21 protein-coding genes are annotated in these 18,943 nt (G+C 41.7%); 9 read left to right on the forward strand and 12 right to left on the reverse strand.

All coding sequences use genetic code 11. From position 1 onward, the window contains the following. Window positions 1-19 precede the first annotated feature (19 nt). The 3 genes from DBR32_RS13850 to DBR32_RS13860 all read left to right on the forward strand — a co-directional run bounded on the left by DBR32_RS13850 (window position 20) and on the right by DBR32_RS13860 (window position 3,026). Complete coding sequence (locus DBR32_RS13850; RefSeq protein WP_124636955.1) at window positions 20-979, forward strand: HU family DNA-binding protein; 960 nt, start codon at window positions 20-22, stop codon at window positions 977-979. Between the two features lie 249 nt (window positions 980-1,228). Beyond that, complete coding sequence (locus DBR32_RS13855) at window positions 1,229-2,239, forward strand: PorP/SprF family type IX secretion system membrane protein (protein ID WP_124636956.1); 1,011 nt, start codon at window positions 1,229-1,231, stop codon at window positions 2,237-2,239. Between the two features lie 85 nt (window positions 2,240-2,324). Then, entirely contained in the window at window positions 2,325-3,026 is a 702-nt protein-coding gene (locus DBR32_RS13860) for a response regulator transcription factor (protein WP_124636957.1), read from the forward strand. A gap of 54 nt (window positions 3,027-3,080) precedes the next feature. On the opposite strand, the gene DBR32_RS13865 is transcribed toward DBR32_RS13860, so the two are convergent. Together DBR32_RS13865 and DBR32_RS13870 are read right to left on the reverse strand one after the other, a co-directional pair. Further along, window positions 3,081-4,337 (reverse strand): pyridoxal phosphate-dependent aminotransferase, encoded by a 1,257-nt coding sequence (locus tag DBR32_RS13865; protein ID WP_124636958.1) that lies wholly within the window; start codon window positions 4,335-4,337, stop codon window positions 3,081-3,083. A 244-nt stretch (window positions 4,338-4,581) separates the two neighbouring features. Then, window positions 4,582-5,715 (reverse strand): FAD-binding oxidoreductase, encoded by a 1,134-nt coding sequence (locus DBR32_RS13870; protein WP_124636959.1) that lies wholly within the window; start codon window positions 5,713-5,715, stop codon window positions 4,582-4,584. A 345-nt stretch (window positions 5,716-6,060) separates the two neighbouring features. Here DBR32_RS13870 and DBR32_RS13875 point away from each other — a divergent pair, with 345 nt between their 5' ends. Next, a complete protein-coding gene (locus DBR32_RS13875) occupies window positions 6,061-6,558 on the forward strand; it encodes a DinB family protein (protein WP_124636960.1) in 498 nt (165 codons plus the stop codon). 151 nt (window positions 6,559-6,709) lie between these two features. Here DBR32_RS13875 and DBR32_RS13880 read toward each other — a convergent pair whose 3' ends face one another. The 6 genes from DBR32_RS13880 to DBR32_RS13905 all read right to left on the reverse strand — a co-directional run bounded on the left by DBR32_RS13880 (window position 6,710) and on the right by DBR32_RS13905 (window position 10,948). Next, a complete protein-coding gene (locus DBR32_RS13880) occupies window positions 6,710-7,441 on the reverse strand; it encodes a hypothetical protein (RefSeq protein ID WP_124636961.1) in 732 nt (243 codons plus the stop codon). Window positions 7,442-7,474: 33 nt separating this feature from the next. Continuing rightward, window positions 7,475-8,539 carry a hypothetical protein gene (locus DBR32_RS13885; protein WP_124636962.1) on the reverse strand — a complete coding sequence of 355 codons (1,065 nt, stop codon included), beginning with the start codon at window positions 8,537-8,539 and terminating at the stop codon, window positions 7,475-7,477. Between the two features lie 69 nt (window positions 8,540-8,608). Continuing rightward, window positions 8,609-9,064: a hypothetical protein gene (locus DBR32_RS13890; protein ID WP_124636963.1), complete on the reverse strand. Its 456-nt coding sequence runs from the start codon at window positions 9,062-9,064 to the stop codon at window positions 8,609-8,611. 146 nt (window positions 9,065-9,210) lie between these two features. Continuing rightward, on the reverse strand, window positions 9,211-9,822 hold the full coding sequence (locus tag DBR32_RS13895; protein ID WP_124636964.1) for a hypothetical protein: 612 nt from the start codon (window positions 9,820-9,822) through the stop codon (window positions 9,211-9,213). A gap of 113 nt (window positions 9,823-9,935) precedes the next feature. After that, window positions 9,936-10,490, reverse strand: a complete 555-nt coding sequence (locus DBR32_RS13900; protein ID WP_124636965.1) for a hypothetical protein — start codon at window positions 10,488-10,490, stop codon at window positions 9,936-9,938. Window positions 10,491-10,549: 59 nt separating this feature from the next. After that, window positions 10,550-10,948, reverse strand: a complete 399-nt coding sequence (locus tag DBR32_RS13905) for a nuclear transport factor 2 family protein (RefSeq protein WP_233559749.1) — start codon at window positions 10,946-10,948, stop codon at window positions 10,550-10,552. Window positions 10,949-11,190: 242 nt separating this feature from the next. Between DBR32_RS13905 and DBR32_RS13910 the strand changes: the two genes are divergently transcribed. Next, window positions 11,191-11,751, forward strand: a complete 561-nt coding sequence (locus DBR32_RS13910; RefSeq protein WP_124636967.1) for a TetR/AcrR family transcriptional regulator — start codon at window positions 11,191-11,193, stop codon at window positions 11,749-11,751. After that, window positions 11,748-12,992, forward strand: coding sequence for a beta-ketoacyl-ACP synthase II (gene fabF, locus DBR32_RS13915; RefSeq protein ID WP_124636968.1), 1,245 nt, complete (start codon window positions 11,748-11,750; stop codon window positions 12,990-12,992). The genes DBR32_RS13910 and fabF overlap by 4 nt, the downstream gene beginning before the upstream one ends. Window positions 12,993-13,141: 149 nt before the next feature. Here fabF and DBR32_RS13920 read toward each other — a convergent pair whose 3' ends face one another. Continuing rightward, complete coding sequence (locus DBR32_RS13920; protein WP_124636969.1) at window positions 13,142-13,912, reverse strand: T9SS type A sorting domain-containing protein; 771 nt, start codon at window positions 13,910-13,912, stop codon at window positions 13,142-13,144. A 38-nt stretch (window positions 13,913-13,950) separates the two neighbouring features. Beyond that, entirely contained in the window at window positions 13,951-15,138 is a 1,188-nt protein-coding gene (locus tag DBR32_RS15810) for an exosporium glycoprotein BclB-related protein (protein ID WP_305000379.1), read from the reverse strand. Window positions 15,139-15,879: 741 nt separating this feature from the next. Here DBR32_RS15810 and DBR32_RS13930 point away from each other — a divergent pair. From DBR32_RS13930 to DBR32_RS13940, 3 genes are all read left to right on the forward strand, one after another. Next, window positions 15,880-16,635, forward strand: a complete 756-nt coding sequence (locus DBR32_RS13930; RefSeq protein WP_124636971.1) for a LuxR C-terminal-related transcriptional regulator — start codon at window positions 15,880-15,882, stop codon at window positions 16,633-16,635. A 163-nt stretch (window positions 16,636-16,798) separates the two neighbouring features. Beyond that, window positions 16,799-17,254, forward strand: a complete 456-nt coding sequence (locus DBR32_RS13935) for a hypothetical protein (protein ID WP_124636972.1) — start codon at window positions 16,799-16,801, stop codon at window positions 17,252-17,254. A gap of 88 nt (window positions 17,255-17,342) precedes the next feature. After that, a complete protein-coding gene (locus DBR32_RS13940) occupies window positions 17,343-17,840 on the forward strand; it encodes a hypothetical protein (protein ID WP_124636973.1) in 498 nt (165 codons plus the stop codon). A 97-nt stretch (window positions 17,841-17,937) separates the two neighbouring features. On the opposite strand, the gene DBR32_RS13945 is transcribed toward DBR32_RS13940, so the two are convergent. Both DBR32_RS13945 and DBR32_RS13950 read right to left on the reverse strand, forming a co-directional pair. Next, window positions 17,938-18,336, reverse strand: coding sequence for a hypothetical protein (locus tag DBR32_RS13945; protein WP_124636974.1), 399 nt, complete (start codon window positions 18,334-18,336; stop codon window positions 17,938-17,940). Between the two features lie 100 nt (window positions 18,337-18,436). Continuing rightward, on the reverse strand, window positions 18,437-18,832 hold the full coding sequence (locus DBR32_RS13950; RefSeq protein ID WP_124636975.1) for a hypothetical protein: 396 nt from the start codon (window positions 18,830-18,832) through the stop codon (window positions 18,437-18,439). Window positions 18,833-18,943 lie beyond the last annotated feature (111 nt).

The following is an 18,943-nucleotide window of genomic DNA, read 5'->3' on the forward strand; positions in this document are numbered from 1 at the left end:
AAAACCAACTTTACAAAGAATGGATGTTGCAAAATACATAGGTCTTTTCCTGCACAAACACCAATATTGTTACTTACCTAATTTAGGCAATTTTGCGGTTACGAAGAAGTCAGCGACGCAAAAAGGCGATCAGATAGAAGCACCCGAATACCAAGTCAGCTTTAATTTTTCCAATGGCTCTATAGACGATGCCCTGGCTAATTTTATTGCTACCAATGAACGGATCAGTATTGCCAATGCGGCCAATGCTATTAAGGATTTCTGTACCCAAACCCGTTTTACCCTCACAGAAGGCGGAGAAGTGACGATTCCCGGATTTGGTAAATTCGTAAACCGTGGCGGGAAGAATGAGTTCGTCTCTGATGAACGTATTGAAGTACACACGCGTACTATCCCTTATTTTAAGATCAATGCTCCGATAACGAATACCTCTACAGGAGAGTCGATCTCCGAAATGTATGAGAAAATGCAGTTAAAGGAACCAACGAACGATGAGGAAATTGTGATCAAACCACCAACGGTAAACTGGTCCAAGATCATTATCCTGATTCTGATCGTTGTGGCGATCCTGGGTGCGGCAATCGGCATTTATTGGTATATGAATAATCAACCGGAGCAGAACAGCGCACAAGCTGACAAGCGTGCTGCGGCAGCACAGGCACCGGCTTCCGAAACACCTCATACGGCCACTAAACCAAAGGATACGACAACCCAGGCAGCACCGGTAAGCACCGCTGCAAATGGAAAGTATAATTATGCAATCCTGCAATTTGCTGATAAAGTAACAGCAGATAAGAAAATGGCCAAATTGGTTGCTTTTGGTAAAGATAAATATGCCAGTGATCTTTCTATGAAAGACAATGGTGCAGGCAGCTATTACATTACGATAAGCGTGCCTAGCACGATAGATACGGTTTTGGCAAAAGATTCCTTACGGAAATTCTTTAACCCGAACGGAAATGTATTTATTGTAAAGTAATACCGCATACAACACTTAATGACAAAAAGCTATTCCTTTTGGAGTAGCTTTTTGTTTTAATGAGTATCCGCAAACAGCAACAAAGGGATCAGTATATTGTCTCTTTTTCGCTTTCATCACAGCAATATAGACTCCGGGTGCAATAAAAGAAGGAAAAATGGGTCTTATAAGCGGATCGTTAGTTTATTTTATTAAAAAGGAGCATATAATAAATAAAATATTAACTTTATAGCAAAACTCATAAACCCCATGCGTCGTTTTTTACTATTGTTCAGTACATTGCTGTTGGGAATGCATGCACATAGTCAGGGCATCCATTTTTCCCAATATTATAATGCACCTCAATTATTAAACCCGGCCAATACCGCGCTGATCCCCAATGAAGATTATCAGGTAGGGGTCAATTACCGTGAACAATGGTCTAATGTGCCGGCGGCCTTTAAAACGATTGCGGCTCATGGCGATTTCCAGTTGATGCGGAATAAAAACCTGACCAACTGGATGGGCGTAGGTCTTGGGTTCTTCTCCGATAAAGCCGGTGCCGGAATGCTCTCCTTAGATAAAATACAGGCTTCTATTGCCTATCATGTACAGATCAATGATTATAATATGATCTCCGCGGGGGTGAGTGCGGCTTTTGTACAGCGCACGATCGATTTTTCCAGACTGACCTTTGATGCGCAGTGGGATGGATTCTCCTTTAATAAACACCTGGCACAACAAGAGCCTTATTCCTTAGAGAAAGTACGTTATGCCGATGTGATTCTAGGCGTGAATTATGCTTACTTTCCCAATGAAAATTTCTATTTAAAAATAGGGGCTGCTGCCCAACACCTGAACCGTCCAAACGAAAGTTTTTATCGTCAGGAAAACCGGCTCGGTATTCGGCCTATGGCCAATATAGATGCCCTTATCAAAGTAGGGGATAAGTTTATTATGAATCCGTCTTTGTATTATTCCTATCAAAAGAAAGCAACGGAGATGGTCGTGGGTAGTTTGTTTAATATGAATGTGTCTACGATGGATAAAATGAACAATCAGTTGATTCTCGGTTTGTTTTATCGTTGGAATGAAAGTGTGATTCCTGTTGCCGGTGTGGAGTGGACCAAAATGAGACTGATGGTTTCTTATGATGCCACTATTTCCCCATTTGCAAAAGCAAACCGGAATTTTGGTGCACTAGAGCTTTCCTTGACATTTAGAGGTTTATACAGCAAACTTTCCGGTGGCCGCGATACCTATAACTGTCCGAGATTTTAACAAAAAAATATTGCTTAAAATATTATGTTGTAGCCAATTATTCTAACTTTGATACGCAATTTACCTTTACTTATTTAATCATATTATGGAAATAGAAAAATCAAAAATACTACTTGTAGAAGACGATACTAATTTAGGCCAGGTGCTGAAAAATTATTTAGAGTTACACGACTACGTAGTAGAATTATGCAGAGACGGGATTTTAGGATTGGCCGCTTTTAGAAGAGAAAAATTCGATATTTGTTTATTGGATGTGATGATGCCTAATATGGATGGCTTCACTTTAGCAGAAGAAATTCGCAACATCGATCCGGATATTCCTTTGTTCTTCTTGTCTGCCCGCAGCATGAAAGACGATGTGATTACCGGTTACCGTTTAGGTGCAGATGATTATATCGCGAAACCATTTGACAGTGAAGTATTGCTGCATAAAATCAAAGCAATCTTAAAACGTAATCAGGAAATTCAGGAGAAGAACCCTTCTTCTACCGAATTTGAAATCGCAGATTTTCATTTTAATAGCAAGTTAAGAATCTTATCTCATGGAGGAAAAGATGTAACGCTTTCTCCAAAAGAGAATGCCTTGTTGCAAATGCTTTGCGAATATAAAAACGATTTATTACCGCGCGAGCAGGCTTTGAAGCGTATATGGGGTAGTGATACCTACTTTAATGGTCGTAGTATGGATGTGTATATTGCAAAATTACGCAAATACTTAAGCGAAGATACTAAGGTAAGCATTGTGAATATACACGGTAACGGCTTCCGTTTAGTGGTAGAAGAATAATGACTTCCTGCATATAAAATACTAAAGGCGCGCCGTATGGCGCGCCTTTAGTATTTAGGATAGCTGTGCTAATGCTTTTTCTAAGGAATCAAAGATCACGTCCAGGTCTTCCAGCTGGCAGGTGCCTACGCTAATGCGATACCAGGGTGAATCGGCATCGGCGCCGAAACAATTAAAGGGTACCAAGGCCAGTCCTACCGCTCCAAGAAGGAATTGGGTGACGTCTGCCTGTGTGTTCAAAAGTTTGCCCTGATAAGACTTTCCTTTTAAATCAAACTTGAGGGTGAGGTAGATTGCCGCCTGCGGTACAATCGCCTCCACTACATATCCCTTTTGTTTCAATTGGTCTATGCCTTCATAGATGCGCCAAAGACGTTGTTCCAGTTTGCCTTTAAGATCCGTTAAATATGTATTTACGGCGGCTTCCTCTTTCAAAAAGGCAGCTGTGGCCACCTGTTCCGCCATAGGCGCCCAAGCGCCCATATGACTCATCAATGCTTTCATTTTGGCAATTACATTTGCCGGGCCAAAACCCCAGCCGACCCTTACACCAGTCGCTGCAAATGATTTAGAGATTCCGTCTACAGAAATGGTATATGCTTTCATCTCCGGACGTAAAGCCACCGGATGATAATGTTTGGTATCCCGGTAAGTCAGTGTAAAATACATCTGATCAAACAGGACATAGAGTTTCTTTTCCTCCGGGCCACGGCGTTGATTCTCAGCTAGTACGAGGTCACAGATCTGCTCCAGTGTTTCCTTGCTTAAGGTTGTTCCGGTAGGGTTTTGTGGTGTACATAGACAAAGGAGTGCCGCACCCGGGAGATGAGGGGCAATTTCTGCAACGGTAGGCATAAAATTGTTTTCTGCCGTAGTTTGTATTTCGCAGGGAATACCGCCATTAAGCGATGTATAGTGATTGTTGTTCCAGGAGGGTACAGCATAGATCACTTTATCGCCCGGATTCACAACCGCTTTAAATAAAGAATAGATCAAAGGTCTGCCTCCGCTGGAAATCTGGATCTCGTCATTTTCGTAAGAGATACCTTCATAAGTGTTGAGGAACTGGCTTACGGCAGCCCTCAAAGGAAGGATGCCATCTGCAGGAGGATAATTAGTATAACCGTCATTATAGGCTTTAATGATTTGCTCCTTTAGCACAGTGGGTATGGGAAAGACAGCAGGATTGAAATCACCGATAGTGTAATTATAAATCTTTTCACCGTTACGGATCCTGTTATTGATCTCATTGCCCAATTTTACGATTTCTGATCCTACTAAAGATTCTGCTAAATTGCTCAGTCTACTCATGATAATAATGATATTTATGATTAGTTTAGAATGAAAAGAGGCTTACCGTTATGAATGGTAAGCCTCTTTATATATTATCCGGAACATAAACCCATACAAAGATGCTACCCTAACAGGGACGTGTATTTAATGTATTTATATGCCTTGTTGTATTTCATTGTAACGAATAACAAAAATAGGGCTACAAATTTGTTTTTCAAAAAATAATCTGCGTGCCCTGTTTTGCTTAAGCTTTAAACAGCACTTATATTTCTGTTAAGTCTGCCAGTTGCTGTGCCAGCAGACTCCCGAGCGCGACACCCATTCCTCCCAGGCGGAATGCACCATGTACTCTGGGACTGAAAGACTGCAGGATGGGCTTTTTGGAAGCACCAAAGGCCATAATGCCAGCCCATTGCATCTCAATTTCAAAAGCCTGTTCCGGAAGAATAACCGTTTGTAGTAATGAGGTTAAATGAGCCACTATAGCTTCGTTCGTTTCAATCCGGGTCGTTGTTTCTTTTTCAAAATCCAGATTCCGGCCACCACCAAACAGTACCCGTCCTTCGATCTCCCGAAAATAATAATAGCCCTGATCAAAGTGGTAAATACCTTTTAGCTTCAGGCCCGGTACCGGTTTGGTGATAATGACCTGCCCTCTTCCCGGTTGTATATCCAGCTCCGGAAAGAAGTGAGGTGTAAAGGCATTAGTACAAATACACAATTGCGCCGCACTAAATACCAGAGCATCTTTCCGGTAGGGATCGGAGGTATAGACCTTCACGGAATGGCTGTGCTCTTCAAAATGCTGTACCATAACGCCCGTCTTGATTTCTACCCCTTTTTCGATGGCAAAGTCAATCAGGCTGCGCATCATTTTTCCGGTATGCAATTCCCCTTCACAGGTGGTTTCAACACAATATTTAAAATGATGTGCCGCTACTCCAAAATCCCTGATTGCTTCATTTTTTATTTTAAAAACCGGCGTATCTGATACCTCCTTTAGTAACTGGTTGAAATAATCCAGCTGTGTTAACAGAGGCGCTTCTGATGCGGTAAGCAGTTCATGGCTTCCATTGGCCCGGTAGCCGATACGATCATCGCCCAGTCGTTTGCGTAGTAGGTCAATGCCCTGTTTTCTCTGCATAAAAAGGGTGACCAATTCACTTTCTGATAATGACTTAAGATCTTCACTCAATTCCGAAAGGCTACCCATACAGGCAAAGCCGGCATTTCGGGTACTCGCTCCGGTAGGAAGTGGCGCACGCTCCAGGACCAGTACGCTTTTGCGCGGATATTTTATTTTCAGATTGATGGCCGTGTTCAATCCTACAATGCCCGATCCAACAATAATAAAATCATATTGGAATAAACTTTCTCTTTCCCAGAAGCTGATCATACGTATAGCATATATAAGGTTTTAAAATTACAACAAGCTTTTGTAAAAGACCATACCTTATTAACAAATGCGGGCAATCCGGCATCTTTTTTATCCTAATATTTGGATGTTTTAGCTGAACAGATTGCTTTAGATCCAACCTCTGTTGGCTTGTGTGCATCTTTATGATTAACTAATCATTGATATATATACTTTTATATACCTCTGAATATTCTACGAACAAAACAGCTATAAAGAGGGAAATCATAAAGCTTTATTTCGGATATGAGGGGGATTTTTTAAAGATTTCTTATCATTAGAGTAGTCCTTAATTATCTTAACTTTATGCTTCAAAAACATACCGTTATGGACACTTTAAAACAATTGAAAGACGAACTCACTCATGAGTATCAAACCACAAAAAAATTCTTTAGCCAATTTCCCGAAGCTAAAAACGATTATGCACCGCATGAAAAAAGTATGAAGATGATGCCCCTCAGCCGGCATATTGCGGAAGTTTTCGGCTGGCCGGAAGTAATCCTCAATACCAGCGATCTGGATTTCGCTGCGGGCGATAATAAGCCCGAACCGATTGAAGATAAGGCCGCCCTCGAAGCCAAGTTGGATGCAGAATACCAAAAAGGAATTGCCGCCCTGGACAAAGCCGCAGAATCTGATTTGGAACCCAATTGGAGCATTAGCATGAACGGACAAAAACTGGCGGAGTGGAGTAAATATGGCGCGATACGCCATGGCCTCAACCAGATCACGCACCACCGCGCTCAATTAGGTACCTATTACCGTCAATTGGAAATTCCATTGCCGGGTAGCTACGGCCCTTCTGCCGATGATCAACGATTTTAAGAATATATCAATACATATGGGAACGGGGCGCTTGTAAAAGCGCCCCGTTTTATGGGTTGGATGTTTTTTACTTACGAGCGCTCCCAAAAGACCGAATTTGATAAATATTGTTTCCCTGTTTGCGCTCCATAAACCTTGAAGAAGGTCAGTGCTATTTAGCCCTAAATCTATAACTCATTTTTTGCATCCCTGCATGCGGATTATAATTGATTTTAAAATAAGAAAGGATATCGTTATCATCAAGTTTTAAAAATGAATACGCCTCAAACCGGTCTGTAAGCTTGGGATAAATATACCAGGCCAAGCCACCATCAAAAGAAATCCACATAACTTCATGGGCACGATCTATCAGTACTATTTGTTGCTCATTTTCAAGTACATAAATTCCCTGGAGATAAGGCTCCTCGACTACGCTAAAGTCCAGATCAAACGTACCAGAATTATGGTTGAAAAGCAATTTTTTTCCGTTCCTCAACTGAAAATGCCGGTAATTTTTAAGGGTATCATTATCATACTGTGCCAATGTCTTTTCATATAATACTTTTTTGACGGCAAAATGCCACTCCCCTTGCTTTGCGATTAACAACAATCGGGTATAATCATAAGTACCATAAGCTTTTTCCGGAATGATACCCCAAATCCCCAGAACGGCTGTATCAGTCGCAAGCCGTGTAAACTGATTCCCATTATAATTATCGTTATAATACACACCCTCCGGTGTTTTAAAAGAATCCACCACCTGTTTATTTTTAAGCAAATAGTAGATGCCCTGCTCATAAGCGTTTGTGCCTTTTTGCACCGTTTGCCGGGTAAAAGCCAGCGCATGTTTATCGTCCAGAAAATAAAGCTGCCTGATATCCTGATGTAGGAATAATTTTTTCAAGTCCTGATCTTCCCTCCAGGTCTTTCCCTCATCCTACGATAGTAATACCGTTCTGTTATAGGGACATGCCTCGTCATGGCCTACTGTACAGGGGGCATTCAACTGCTCCCGAACTGCCAGCACCTGATAGAGCCTTTGCGTAAACGAATCGACGTATAAGGCCTCACAATAAAACAAATTCAAATCATTTTTGGGATACCAATGCCGTATCGCGTTTTCTTTTTTATCGAACGTTGCAAATACATATTTAGTTAAAGATAGATTTAGCGTGTCCAGTGTATACTGCATCAATCCGATATATTGATTGGGGTCTTTCGTTGCATGCAATACTTTAAATCCCCAAAGGCTTTTATAAGGAGCGAAGCTGATATCAACCTTTGTTTTTTCGGATTCCTGTGCAACAGAGAAATAACCATCGGTGAAATGACGAAGCACAAGGGTTTCTGCTTCCAGTTCCAGATCAGGGGTGACTATTGCATTGTTATCGGGTGTAAATAAAGCATCCGAAAGGGCTTTGGGAATCAGGAAATTGGCCTGGCGGGCATTTACGATACGTACGCTACCACTAACCTGGGGTATGTTGTCAAATGCAGCACTTGTCCACTTAGGAAAATAGTAGTGTCCCGGAATAAACTGCAGCCTGCGATCAGGTACAGGACTGCTTTTTTGGCCATTCAGCGTATTAAAACATAGTGTTCCTTTCCCCGTCGGCTGATTGAGATACATCGTATCTTTTTTATAGGCAATTTTGATCGAGACACTTCCGTCAAGCCTATCCTTTCTGGCTAAGCGAAGCGAGAGGTCATTAATCCGGATATAGTCATCAAATGCGAAGTTCTGGCGGTCGATTAAGGTCGGCAAAGAATCGTTCGGGATATGTGGTGCCTGATAGGATACCGAATTTATGGTAATTGTATATTGCTTATTTTGGTTAAAGGATATTTCCTTCCCGTCCTTATCGGTAATCGCATAGTAATAACGTGCGGTGAGGTCCTGCCAACCGGGTTGCGCCATTGTCGTTTGGGAAAGGATAAAGAACAGAGAAAAGAGCCATGTGCGGAATAAGCAATGGATTCGTTCCGTATGGGAAGTGGTCATAATATTCATGGTTTATTTCTTGAGGGGGCTATAGGCTAAAACGCGTGTCGGGCAATTTTAGTACCTGCACTACCATAAATGAAAGCCATCCTTAAGCAATTTAAATAGCCCCCAGCCCAAGAGTAGCGCCATTAGCAATAGTTCTTTCCAGGGCTTTTTCGGAAAAGCCTGAATGCCATAAGACATGAGTTTAATGGGCGAGTAGGGAGCTTCAGGCGCTTTGTCTTCCGGCAGTATTTTATTGAATTGATGAAAGTACACCTGGATCAACGTCATGCCGATATAAAGACCCGTAATAAAACTCAGGTATTCCATACGCTCCGAAATAAATAACAGCAGCGTCAGCAACACCAATACAAACAGAATAACAATATCAAATTTCGTAGTGGCCGATTGCTTACCCACATAGCTTTTGTCCAGCTGCTTTCTTCGGGCTTTGTAGGGAACCAAAAAGAAAACGGCAAATTTGATCAGCCCCTGGAGGGTAAAAATCGTCATGAGTATTTTGAGCCAAAGTAATGCCATACAATAAGATTGTGGTGTTGTGAAGAGGTAAGCTAATCTGCTTTATAAAGTTACCACTAACCGTAAATGGCCACAAGTTTTACTTCGTTTGCTCTATGCTGGACAAGAAGCTTCGTTTGCTATCGTTTAGCATCAGGATGGAAGGCTCATTTTCCGATAAGTACCTGGTAGGCGGGCGGAATAGGGAAGCCCTTAAAATGATTGGTCAGTCCATAAATGAGGAGGATACTCAAGCAAATACCGAATAAGAGCATCATCTTCGATTGCCCCTTGGGCGTTATTCCCAGGAAGCGATGCTTCATTTTTTGATGATGAACCGCCGCCAGGTGTCCGAAAAAGGCAATAACGGCAAAGCCATAGTATGGGATAAAGAATACATTAAAGGGAAAAGAATTGATCCCGGCTGCGCCAAAATAGAAATTGGTGTCGAGGTGTAGCCATAGCCTACCGCTTAGTACGGCAGCCAAATGAATCACAAAGAAAATCGCCAGGTAAAGCCCCGTCCAGATATGCAATTTTTCAAAAGGAGTGTGGGCTAGCGTTCGCCTTGCTTTGAAAAGACGCAGCCCCGAAATGATTTGAACCAATACCGCAAGGAGTAAAATTGTTTCTGCAACAACATTGCGATATATAGGACGCAGGCGCTGCATCAACGCAATATGTTTTTCTGCTCCCAGCAGGCTGTAGCAATGATTAAACAAATGCAGTCCAATGAAAATACTGATAATTATGCCCGAAATGTAATGGATCTTCTTCATGTCTATATGCTCATAATATATTCGAATTGCTGCAAAGTACGATATAAGCGCGCAAGAAAGATATTCGGTAAGCATCTATACCGATTTTTTATGTCCTTCTGTAACCAAAACCTTTATGGTATCGTAACAAAATCTTTGAAAACAGGCTTGCCCTTTGGGAAGGAGAGTAGCACATACCTTGTTCTGATTCCTTTACGGGACAAGTTTTTTTGGCTCGCCAGGAAGGAAGCCTCGTCCAAGCGTAGGAATATACTATTGATACCCCTGTGCTCAAAATCAAAAACGGCAAATGGCGCTTCCGCTTCTGTTGGATTGAAGCCCTGTTGGGCGCATTTTTGGGCGCTGGACAAAACAGGAAAGTCTGATTGCAGAAAGTCAAAGTTCCTCACTATTTTGTCTCCACTCAACACAATACAGAGAAAGAAATACAAATGTGCACCGCCGGTACCCACAAAACATACACTATCCTTTATACCATCCTGATCAAGGTCCCAGTTGTTGGTATAATCGTGTATTTGCTTTTGCTCATCGTAATTATACTGCACTGCCGTGTTTGTTCTTTCGTATATTGGGGCAAACGAATTAGAAAGGTCTTGCATTTGTGCCCGGGCAGCAAAACCATGCAACAGTAGTAAAGATGTGATAAAGGATAGCGTTTTCAGATACATAGTAATTGATTATAAATTGTTACAAAGGTATTTACAGCGCATCTGTATACTTTCTCCGATCAGGACGCGTATATTTCAGCCGCAAAAGGGTCATCGACTAACCATAACCAGATACCCGCCTCACTTTTTTTCATCATGCAAGTCGTGGCGCCTGCCATTTCGATCGGATTACCATCGGGCAAAACTGCTTTTAAAGTCCATTTGTCCACCCAAATCGCAAGGTCTCCTACAATTGTTACTCTATGCTTACTGCCTTTTATTTCCGGCTTCCAGGTGCACAAGTGCTTCATAGATGCATCAATCTGGTCCAGGCCTTTTACTTCCATGCCACCGCGGTCAATATAAGTAGCCTCCTTATGGAAACAGCTCATCGCACCGCTCAGGTCGCCGGTTACAATACAATGTCTAAAATAGTTTACAGCACCTTGCGGTTGTGTTCGGTCAAAATCTGTTGTCATAAATTCTTTTGATAATGCATGTGAGCTGCTCGAGGCGATATGCAACTTATTGGTCAACATAGTCTTTGCATCTGCGTCTGAAAATTTCGATAAATATATTCCTTTTTGTACGGTTCCTGTTTTTTTATAAAAAGACTGTACCATGGAGCTTGATAGAGCGGAATTAGTAAGTTCTTTCTTTTTTGTATAAAATATTTTGCCTATCTACTGATAGGTAGTATATTTGTCTTAATAAATAGAAGATGACTACCAAAGAGGAGATCATAAATATTGCAGATCAATTGATTAAAGATAAGGGCTATAATGGCTTTAGCTTTAAAGATATTTCCGAATCTATCGGGATAAAAACTGCTTCTATTCATTATCATTTTCCTTCAAAGAGTGATCTGGGTATTGCGGTCATCAAGGCGCAGATCGAACGCTTCGATCAGCAAAGGGAAGCCACAAAGGCAAAATCCCCCAAACGGAAACTGGAGGCGTTTTTCGACATCTATGTACGCATCAAAGCAGATCATATGGTGTGCCTGGTGGGTGCGCTGGCAACAGATTTTAATACCATTGAATTACGCGTGCAAGAGGAGTTAAAAGTGCTTGCAGAAGGAGTACTGCATTGGGTTACTGAAATCTTAAAAGAAGGAAAGACGCAAAAAGTCTTTCACTTTTCGGTAGCACCCAGAACCAAAGCCATCATGGTCATCAGCAATATGCTGGCCATTGTGCAGCTTTCGCGATTGACCAAATCAGAAGATTTTGAGCTTGTAAAAAATACAATCATAAAAGAATTAACCAGCAAACAGATATGAAACGGGTTGTAATAACAGGTATTGGCGCCATAACACCAATCGGGAATAAGGTAAAGGATTATTGGCAGTCACTGATCAACGGTGTCAGCGGTGCCGCACCAATTACCAAATTCGATACTGAAAAATTCAAGACCAAGTTCGCCTGTGAGGTAAAAGGTTTTGATCCCTTACCGGTCATCGAAAAAGCGGACATAAGGAAATATGATTTGTTTTCACAGTATGCCCTCGTCGCGGCTGATGAAGCGATCATGCATGCCGAAATTGATTTTGAGCAACTGAATAAAGACAGGATTGGCGTGATCTGGGCATCCGGAGATGGTGGGGTATCTACTTTCGAGCAGCAGGTAACGGAATATGTTTTGGGTGATGGAACTCCAAGATTTAGCCCGTTTTTTATCCCTAAAAGGATCATTAACATTGCTTCGGGACTCATCTCGATCAAATATGGCCTGCGTGGCATAAACTATACTACCGCTTCGGCCTGCTCGGCCAGTAATACGGCGATTATTGATGCCTTTAACTACATAAAATGGGGCAAGGCCGATATCATTATTACCGGCGGTTCAGAAGCTTCGATAACACCTAGTTCTATCGGTGGCTTTAATGCATCAAGGGCGATGTCACTTAATAATGATCATTATGCGCAAGCCTCGCGGCCCTTTGATATCGCCAGAGATGGCTTTGTTTTAGGAGAAGGAGCCGGAGCTGTTATCTTGGAAAGCTATGAAAGTGCTTTGAAGAGAAATGCCCCGATTATCGCGGAGATTGTTGGTGGCGGTTTAGCAGCGGATGCCTATCATTTGACCGGAACACATCCCGAAGGTGCCGGCGCTGTTTTGGGTATGAAACTGGCTTTGGAAGATGCACAGATCTCGCCTGCTGAGGTCGACTATATCAATGCACATGCAACGTCTACACCCACCGGAGATTTAAGTGAATTAAAAGCGATAGAACAGGTATTTGGGATACAGCCCAATGCTTCCATCAGTGCAACAAAGTCAATGACAGGGCACTTATTGGGCGCAACAGGTGCTATTGAAGCCATTGCCTGCATCATGGCTGTTCAGGAAGACATTATTCCGCCCACCATAAATTCTACGCAGATAGAGCCGGATTTTGCCGGTAAATTTGATTTCACGCTCAATAAAGCGAAACGTAAAACGGTCAACTACGCGATCAGTAATACCTTTGGTTTTGGCGGGCATATTGCCAGTTCTGTTTTTAAGAAATTTATACCTTAAACGAAACATGATTCCTGACTAAGGAGTTGCTTTCGGTTAAGTATCCGGATTAATATTCGGGAATCGGCGGTACATAAAAAATAAGCAGCGCAAAGGACTAGTCCTTTGCGCTGCTTTCTTTACATAAATGGGTTAATGATGCAACAAAATTATTGTTTCACAATCTTGATCAATTCTGATTGACTGTTTTGGCTACACCTTAGGTAATAAGTACCTGTAGCGAGTGCCGACAAGTCCAGATTTGTTTCCGTGCCTTGTAAGGGTCTTGCCTTAAGCACTTCTTTACCGGTAATATCCAGTATTTGTACCATCAGCTGATCAGTATTGCCTTTTACCGATATCCGAACTTTGTTAGTGACCGGATTAGGGTAAACCGCTATCGAAGATTGATACAGCCCACGTACCAGTTTTACAACAGGTGAGTAGGCAAAGTGCTTATCAATATCTACTTGTTTCAAGCGATAGTAATTCACCTTTTGCATCGTGTTATGGTCTTCAAAAGCATAAGCTAATTCACCGCTGGCATTGCCATTTTCGGCTTTGGTTTTTACCGCGCCGATGCTCGAAAACTGGAGTCCATCTGTACTCCATTCTATATCGAAGTGATCATTGTTTTTTTCTGCTGCGGTACGCCATTGCAGCAGATTATAGTCCTGATGTACTGCTCCGGCAAAATCAAGCAGACTTACCGGTAGCGGCAGGCCGCTGGTAGTGGGCTCCTGGAACCCTTGTGTGAATTGCGGATTGGCACTAAAGCCTGCTATAACGACTTCGCCGACCGTATAGTTTACGGTATAGCCGGCCGGGCTGGCGGAGCCTCCTGCGGTTGCGACAACATAGGACGAGGCCGTCTGGGCCTGCGCCTTGCTGCAGCAACAGAGCAGCAATAAGCCGGTCCATCCTGAAAAGATATATTTCATAAGAATTTTTTTGTGTTAAAAACGTAAATAAGTCCTTCCTAGTTAATATTCAGGCCACCGCTGGCATAACCAACAACCGTATTAACCAAGGTAATACCTGCTGCTGTGGCAGAGAACACCAAAATGTACCGGTTACCGGCTACAACTGGAATACTTAAGCCTGTAGCCAGTCCTGATGAGGTTGTACCTATAGAGATAACACCCGAGAGCGCAGGGGCTAAATTTACGGAAGCACCCGGTACAGCCGAAAAACTATTACTGCCGCTCGGAGCGGTATACAATTGAGCATTAACCGTAACGCTACTTCCAATTAAGCTTAGGGCCGTGGTAGCACTAAATTGTGCCGCTATAGAGCTGATGGTTCCGGCACGGGGCGATACGAACGCAAAATTCAGCAAAGTGCCTGCAGCGCCGGTAAGATCTAGCGTGCCACCGGCTAGTGAGACGCCTGATGCGGAATTACCAAAACCAACCAGGCCGGTAGTACCGACCAGTCCGCCTACAATAGTAGTCATGGTAACCGGTAAACCAGAGGCGAAAGGAATAATAGTACCGGTATTGGCTACGTCGGCGGTATTGGCTACTCTTCTCCAGGTGCCGGCCGTATAGTAATAAAAACCAGGCGTATTGTCGGTCTGGTAAATAAGCAAACCTTCTACAGGGCTTGACGGGCGGTTGGCCAGCGTAATACGTGGAATCAGTACCCCCTTATTTGTTGCGGAGATGTCTAATTTTGCCCCCGCATTCGGCGCACCACCTATACCGATATTACCGGTATTGTTGCTGGTAATGTCTGCTCCGGACAGCGTCCATCGGTTGTCATTGCTACTTTGTGCATTCAAGGCATAAGGAACACTGATTAGTTCCACTGTTCCCAGGTTCGTGTACGTGCTGCCACCGGTAATGTCGGCATCGACTTTCAGGAACTTGCTGGCACTACTCCAGGTAATGCCGGAAAAGGTGCCCGCAAGTGGGGTACCGCTACCGATCTGGACATTAGCCTGACCATAGGCATTCGTCGTTGTCGACTGTGATTCCATGTACTGGGTCGTTCCCGATGAGGAGCCGTCGAGCACGCTAAAACGGAGCGAAACCGCCTGATTGGTGACGGGAACACCCGAACTGTTGCGTACCACAGCTTGGTAATTGATTCTTTGTGGCGTTTGAGCCATCACGTTCAAGCTAAAAGCCAGAACCAGCGCGAATAATGCATGAATTTTCTTCATAATATTCAAGTTTTTTAATTGGTGAATTACGAAATTAATAATTCTCATCATAAAGACCTATTAAAAAGAATAATAAATTTGGAAATATTTAAGTGTCTATATATCAGTATTAAATAATTAAATATGATATTTTTTTAAATCATGGGTGTGCAATTGGCTTAGGGCCTTATCTATAGCAGAAAAGAGGAGTGCTTTGATCATTTGGAAAGATAGGCTAAGGAGTAAAATTTGAATAATGTCCTGAAACGGGCAAGAGCAGAACAAAAGCGCATTAAAGGGATATAAACAGAAATGGGACATCACCCTCTTTGTTTTTTTTATTACCCAAGATTGTCATAATTTATTGATTGTCAATATAATGCTCCATGAATTGTGGAAAGGGCAGTGCCTTTGTTGAACAAGCCGTGTGAAAACCGCCCGTAGAAGGAATATAGGTATACTGTGAACAACGGTTGTATGCTCAATGTGATCTATGTATGAACCCCTGATTAAAGCGGAAAGATAGAAACGAGTATGGCTTGAAGCAAAGGGAAAGATCCAAAAATAAGCTGGATGCTACCTGGCCCATGTATAAAATGCACGGTCTTTGTGAAATAATGATTAACAGCCAAGCGATAACCCGTAGTAACCTATTTTGATGTAATGTTATGATTGCCATTATGTTTTGAGGGAATTCTTTTCTTTTATATAAGGGTTTTGTCTATCTTTAAATCGTCAATATTTATCTTGTCAACCGCTTTTATGAAACCTGAAATACAAAGCCTTCACAACGTATGGTCTGGTAACAGAGGGGTGCAGACAACGGCCAATCATGGGCTTTCTTTTAGTGATCTTACCAATTCAATTGCCAGCACAGGTCCATTTTATTGTTACATCATCGATTTCTACGATATGTCGCTGTCGCATATCAGTGCGTCCTTGTATGAAATGCATGGTTTTTATCCGGAGCAGACCTCGTTTAATGCTATACTGGAGGCGATACATCCGGATGATATCGATTTTGTGATTAAAGCAGAAGATTATGCCGCCAATTTCTACCTGCATCAAGTGGGCTGGGAAAAGATGCTACAGTACAAATCGAGTTATAACTTTAGAATCCGCTTACAAAATGACCAATACGTTTTAATTAACCACCAGTCGCTGATGCTTACGCTTGATGATAAAAAGGGATACGGAAAATCCTTAAATATCCATACCCGTATTGATCATCTCAGCAGCACACCAAATTATAAAATCTCCTTTATCGGCCTGAATGAGGAGCCTTCGTATATGGATCTGAATATTGAAGCATATGCCGATAGACCGGTCTCCTTCTCGAAAAGAGAAATCGATATTATCAAAAATATTGCAGAGGGCTTGAGCAGTATGGAAATTGCCCAAAAACTATTTATTGCTGAATCCACGGTAAAAAAACATCGGAAAAATATTTTGGATAAAGCAGACTGCAGTAATACGGCTCAACTGGTCAAAACCTGTGCCCTGCAAGGATTGATTTAGTGTTTTCCGGAACACCGGCATTTTAATGTTTTAGAACCCACCAAATTTTTTATCCTTTTTAGGGGGGTGTCTCATTTCGGAAAATACTCATTTATGGGTATTGTGCCGCAGCAAATATCCTTTTATTTTTGAGCAATAAAGTAATACCCTTTAAAGCCATAAAATGAAATACCTTTTTACAATCTGTCTGATCCTTACAAGCGTCTTTGCGGCGAATGCACAAAGCAGCGCGAAAACCCTGAAATGGCTAAATAATGAGCGCGAAAATATTATTAAGCCCTGCTCAAATCAGGTGCCCGACTATGTTAAGAGCACAATAATATTTACTGAGGAATATATCAAGTTATATTATAACGAAGATGGGGAGTCGGATGAAACGATAATTTATTGGAAACAGATTAAAGAGATCGTGCAAAATAAAGGAGATCATAGAGGTACCATAAGGATAGATATCGGAGATACAAGAACATTTGCCCCGACGTATATGCTGTTTTTGTATAAGGGATCGGTAACTGATTTTACAAAGCGATTGGCTAGAATGGCCAATTTAAATGGGGCAAATGCAGTGATTCAAACAACTTCTTATACTGCAGAATCTTTATTTGGCTCGAAAGGGTAAATCCCCTTATGAAAGATATTGATCAACCTATTTTTATTAATTATTAAACGCAACTACGGTAACCAAATGAAATCCATATAATATGAAAATGAAAATTACATCACTAAAAATTATGCTGGCGCTTGTGGCCTTCACCATAAGTACACTATGCTATGGACAATCTAATTTTAAACATGAAAAGATAAAACTGGTACATGATATTTTTCATAAAACAACCAAACAAAATATCAATGCTTTTATGAAAGAGAGGGGTTTCAAAATAGGAGAAATTAATGAAGGTAATGAGGAATATGGAGATGAGTTATCCTTCACTTCAGAGTTTAACCTCATCACGGTCGAATATACCAAGGGCAATAAAGTACTCAGTGTCAGTTGTATCTATGCGGGTGCACCAAACAATGTTTTTGTTGAAATGGAATTGAAAGAGAGTGGTTATACGCCTACCTCGTCTAAATATGAAGATATGGATGGTACAACTCGGGAAAGGAAAATATGGGCCAAACCGGGCACAGCATATTTATTTGCGAGCGCTAAAGATGAAAAAGAAAAAATAGGTGTCTTGGCATATGGCATAATGGAAGAATAAGCTGCTTTGATTCAGGATTGTCAAATTTATTATAACATAAAATGCGCCGGTATCACTACCGGCGCATTTACATTGTCTTAAATAGTGTGTTGAAAATTTAACTGATCGTCCATGAATTGCTTGTGGTCGTAACAATGAACGCACCACAGCCTGAAGTCGTACCGGATTGTCCGTATGGTGTAGCATTATGACATGGCGGATTCGGACTTAAAGAAATCCACAAATGATTCAGCGCGGGTGGTACGCCGCCAATTTGCCGGATAATTAAACATATGCCTTTCATGTTTGCAGGTACGTTGAACGTGAGTGGTACGCCGGTATTAAGTATTATAGATCCTGCATTTGGTGTGCCACAACCCTGATCCCTTAGCTCATAAAATATTTCTACAGGACAGTTGAGCTTGTTGAGTAAGGTGTATGTTTGTCCCTTACTTACAAAGCTGAATCCTAATAATAACACAAGCAATAATCCGGAAAATTTGATTTTCGTTTTCATAATAATTTTTTTTATTGGTTTAAAAATGAGTAGCATTTTTTAAGATAAAGTGATCCCTATTTTCGGTCGCTGGTACGCGCTTAAACCGACACATTTAAATTTAGTTGATCGTCCATGAATTGGGTGTGGTCGTAACAGAATAGAACCCGCCGCAACCCGTTTCGGTTTGGCCATGGGTATTATTGTGGCATGGCGGCACAGAAGGATTCAGGCTGATCCATAAGTGGTTACTTGGCGCGGAAATACTGCCAATTTGTTGAATAGTCAGGCATCCGCCGACAATGTGTGCAGGGATATTGACAACCTTTGATAATCCGGAATTAATATTTACTGTACCCGTAGAAGAGATGTTGCAAGTGGCATCTCTCAATTCATAGAATAGTACCACCTTACATTGGAGATTGTTGGTGAATACATACGTGGTGCTTTGCGCTTTGCATGCAAAACTTAAGCCCAATGCAAGGAGTAATCCTGCAAATCTGATTTTTGTTTTCATAATAATATTGTTTTAAATGGTTTAAACAATATTACGATTCTTATTAAAATGGCTTTGTCTCTAGATCTAGTGACAAAGCCATTTTAATATACGGATAACATGTGTATTGTA

The sequence above is a fragment of the Taibaiella sp. KBW10 genome (assembly GCF_003852495.1).
Classification (GTDB): Bacteria; Bacteroidota; Bacteroidia; order Chitinophagales; family Chitinophagaceae; genus Edaphocola.

Bases quoted from the DNA above. Each gene is read 5' to 3' on its own strand.
- DBR32_RS13930 (WP_124636971.1), top strand. From the start codon at position 15,880: ATGAAACCTGAAATACAAAGCCTTCACAACGTATGGTCTGGTAACAGA.
- DBR32_RS13875 (WP_124636960.1), top strand. From the start codon at position 6,061: ATGGACACTTTAAAACAATTGAAAGACGAACTCACTCATGAGTATCAA.
- DBR32_RS13855 (WP_124636956.1), top strand. From the start codon at position 1,229: ATGCGTCGTTTTTTACTATTGTTCAGTACATTGCTGTTGGGAATGCAT.
- DBR32_RS13865 (WP_124636958.1), bottom strand. From the start codon at position 4,337: ATGAGTAGACTGAGCAATTTAGCAGAATCTTTAGTAGGATCAGAAATC.
- DBR32_RS13940 (WP_124636973.1), top strand. From the start codon at position 17,343: ATGAAAATTACATCACTAAAAATTATGCTGGCGCTTGTGGCCTTCACC.
- fabF (WP_124636968.1), top strand. From the start codon at position 11,748: ATGAAACGGGTTGTAATAACAGGTATTGGCGCCATAACACCAATCGGG.
- DBR32_RS13905 (WP_233559749.1), bottom strand. From the start codon at position 10,948: ATGACAACAGATTTTGACCGAACACAACCGCAAGGTGCTGTAAACTAT.
- DBR32_RS13950 (WP_124636975.1), bottom strand. From the start codon at position 18,832: ATGAAAACAAAAATCAGATTTGCAGGATTACTCCTTGCATTGGGCTTA.
- DBR32_RS15810 (WP_305000379.1), bottom strand. From the start codon at position 15,138: ATGAAGAAAATTCATGCATTATTCGCGCTGGTTCTGGCTTTTAGCTTG.
- DBR32_RS13850 (WP_124636955.1), top strand. From the start codon at position 20: ATGGATGTTGCAAAATACATAGGTCTTTTCCTGCACAAACACCAATAT.
- DBR32_RS13935 (WP_124636972.1), top strand. From the start codon at position 16,799: ATGAAATACCTTTTTACAATCTGTCTGATCCTTACAAGCGTCTTTGCG.
- DBR32_RS13895 (WP_124636964.1), bottom strand. From the start codon at position 9,822: ATGAAGAAGATCCATTACATTTCGGGCATAATTATCAGTATTTTCATT.
- DBR32_RS13920 (WP_124636969.1), bottom strand. From the start codon at position 13,912: ATGAAATATATCTTTTCAGGATGGACCGGCTTATTGCTGCTCTGTTGC.
- DBR32_RS13890 (WP_124636963.1), bottom strand. From the start codon at position 9,064: ATGGCATTACTTTGGCTCAAAATACTCATGACGATTTTTACCCTCCAG.
- DBR32_RS13860 (WP_124636957.1), top strand. From the start codon at position 2,325: ATGGAAATAGAAAAATCAAAAATACTACTTGTAGAAGACGATACTAAT.
- DBR32_RS13885 (WP_124636962.1), bottom strand. From the start codon at position 8,539: ATGACCACTTCCCATACGGAACGAATCCATTGCTTATTCCGCACATGG.
- DBR32_RS13900 (WP_124636965.1), bottom strand. From the start codon at position 10,490: ATGTATCTGAAAACGCTATCCTTTATCACATCTTTACTACTGTTGCAT.
- DBR32_RS13945 (WP_124636974.1), bottom strand. From the start codon at position 18,336: ATGAAAACGAAAATCAAATTTTCCGGATTATTGCTTGTGTTATTATTA.
- DBR32_RS13910 (WP_124636967.1), top strand. From the start codon at position 11,191: ATGACTACCAAAGAGGAGATCATAAATATTGCAGATCAATTGATTAAA.
- DBR32_RS13870 (WP_124636959.1), bottom strand. From the start codon at position 5,715: ATGATCAGCTTCTGGGAAAGAGAAAGTTTATTCCAATATGATTTTATT.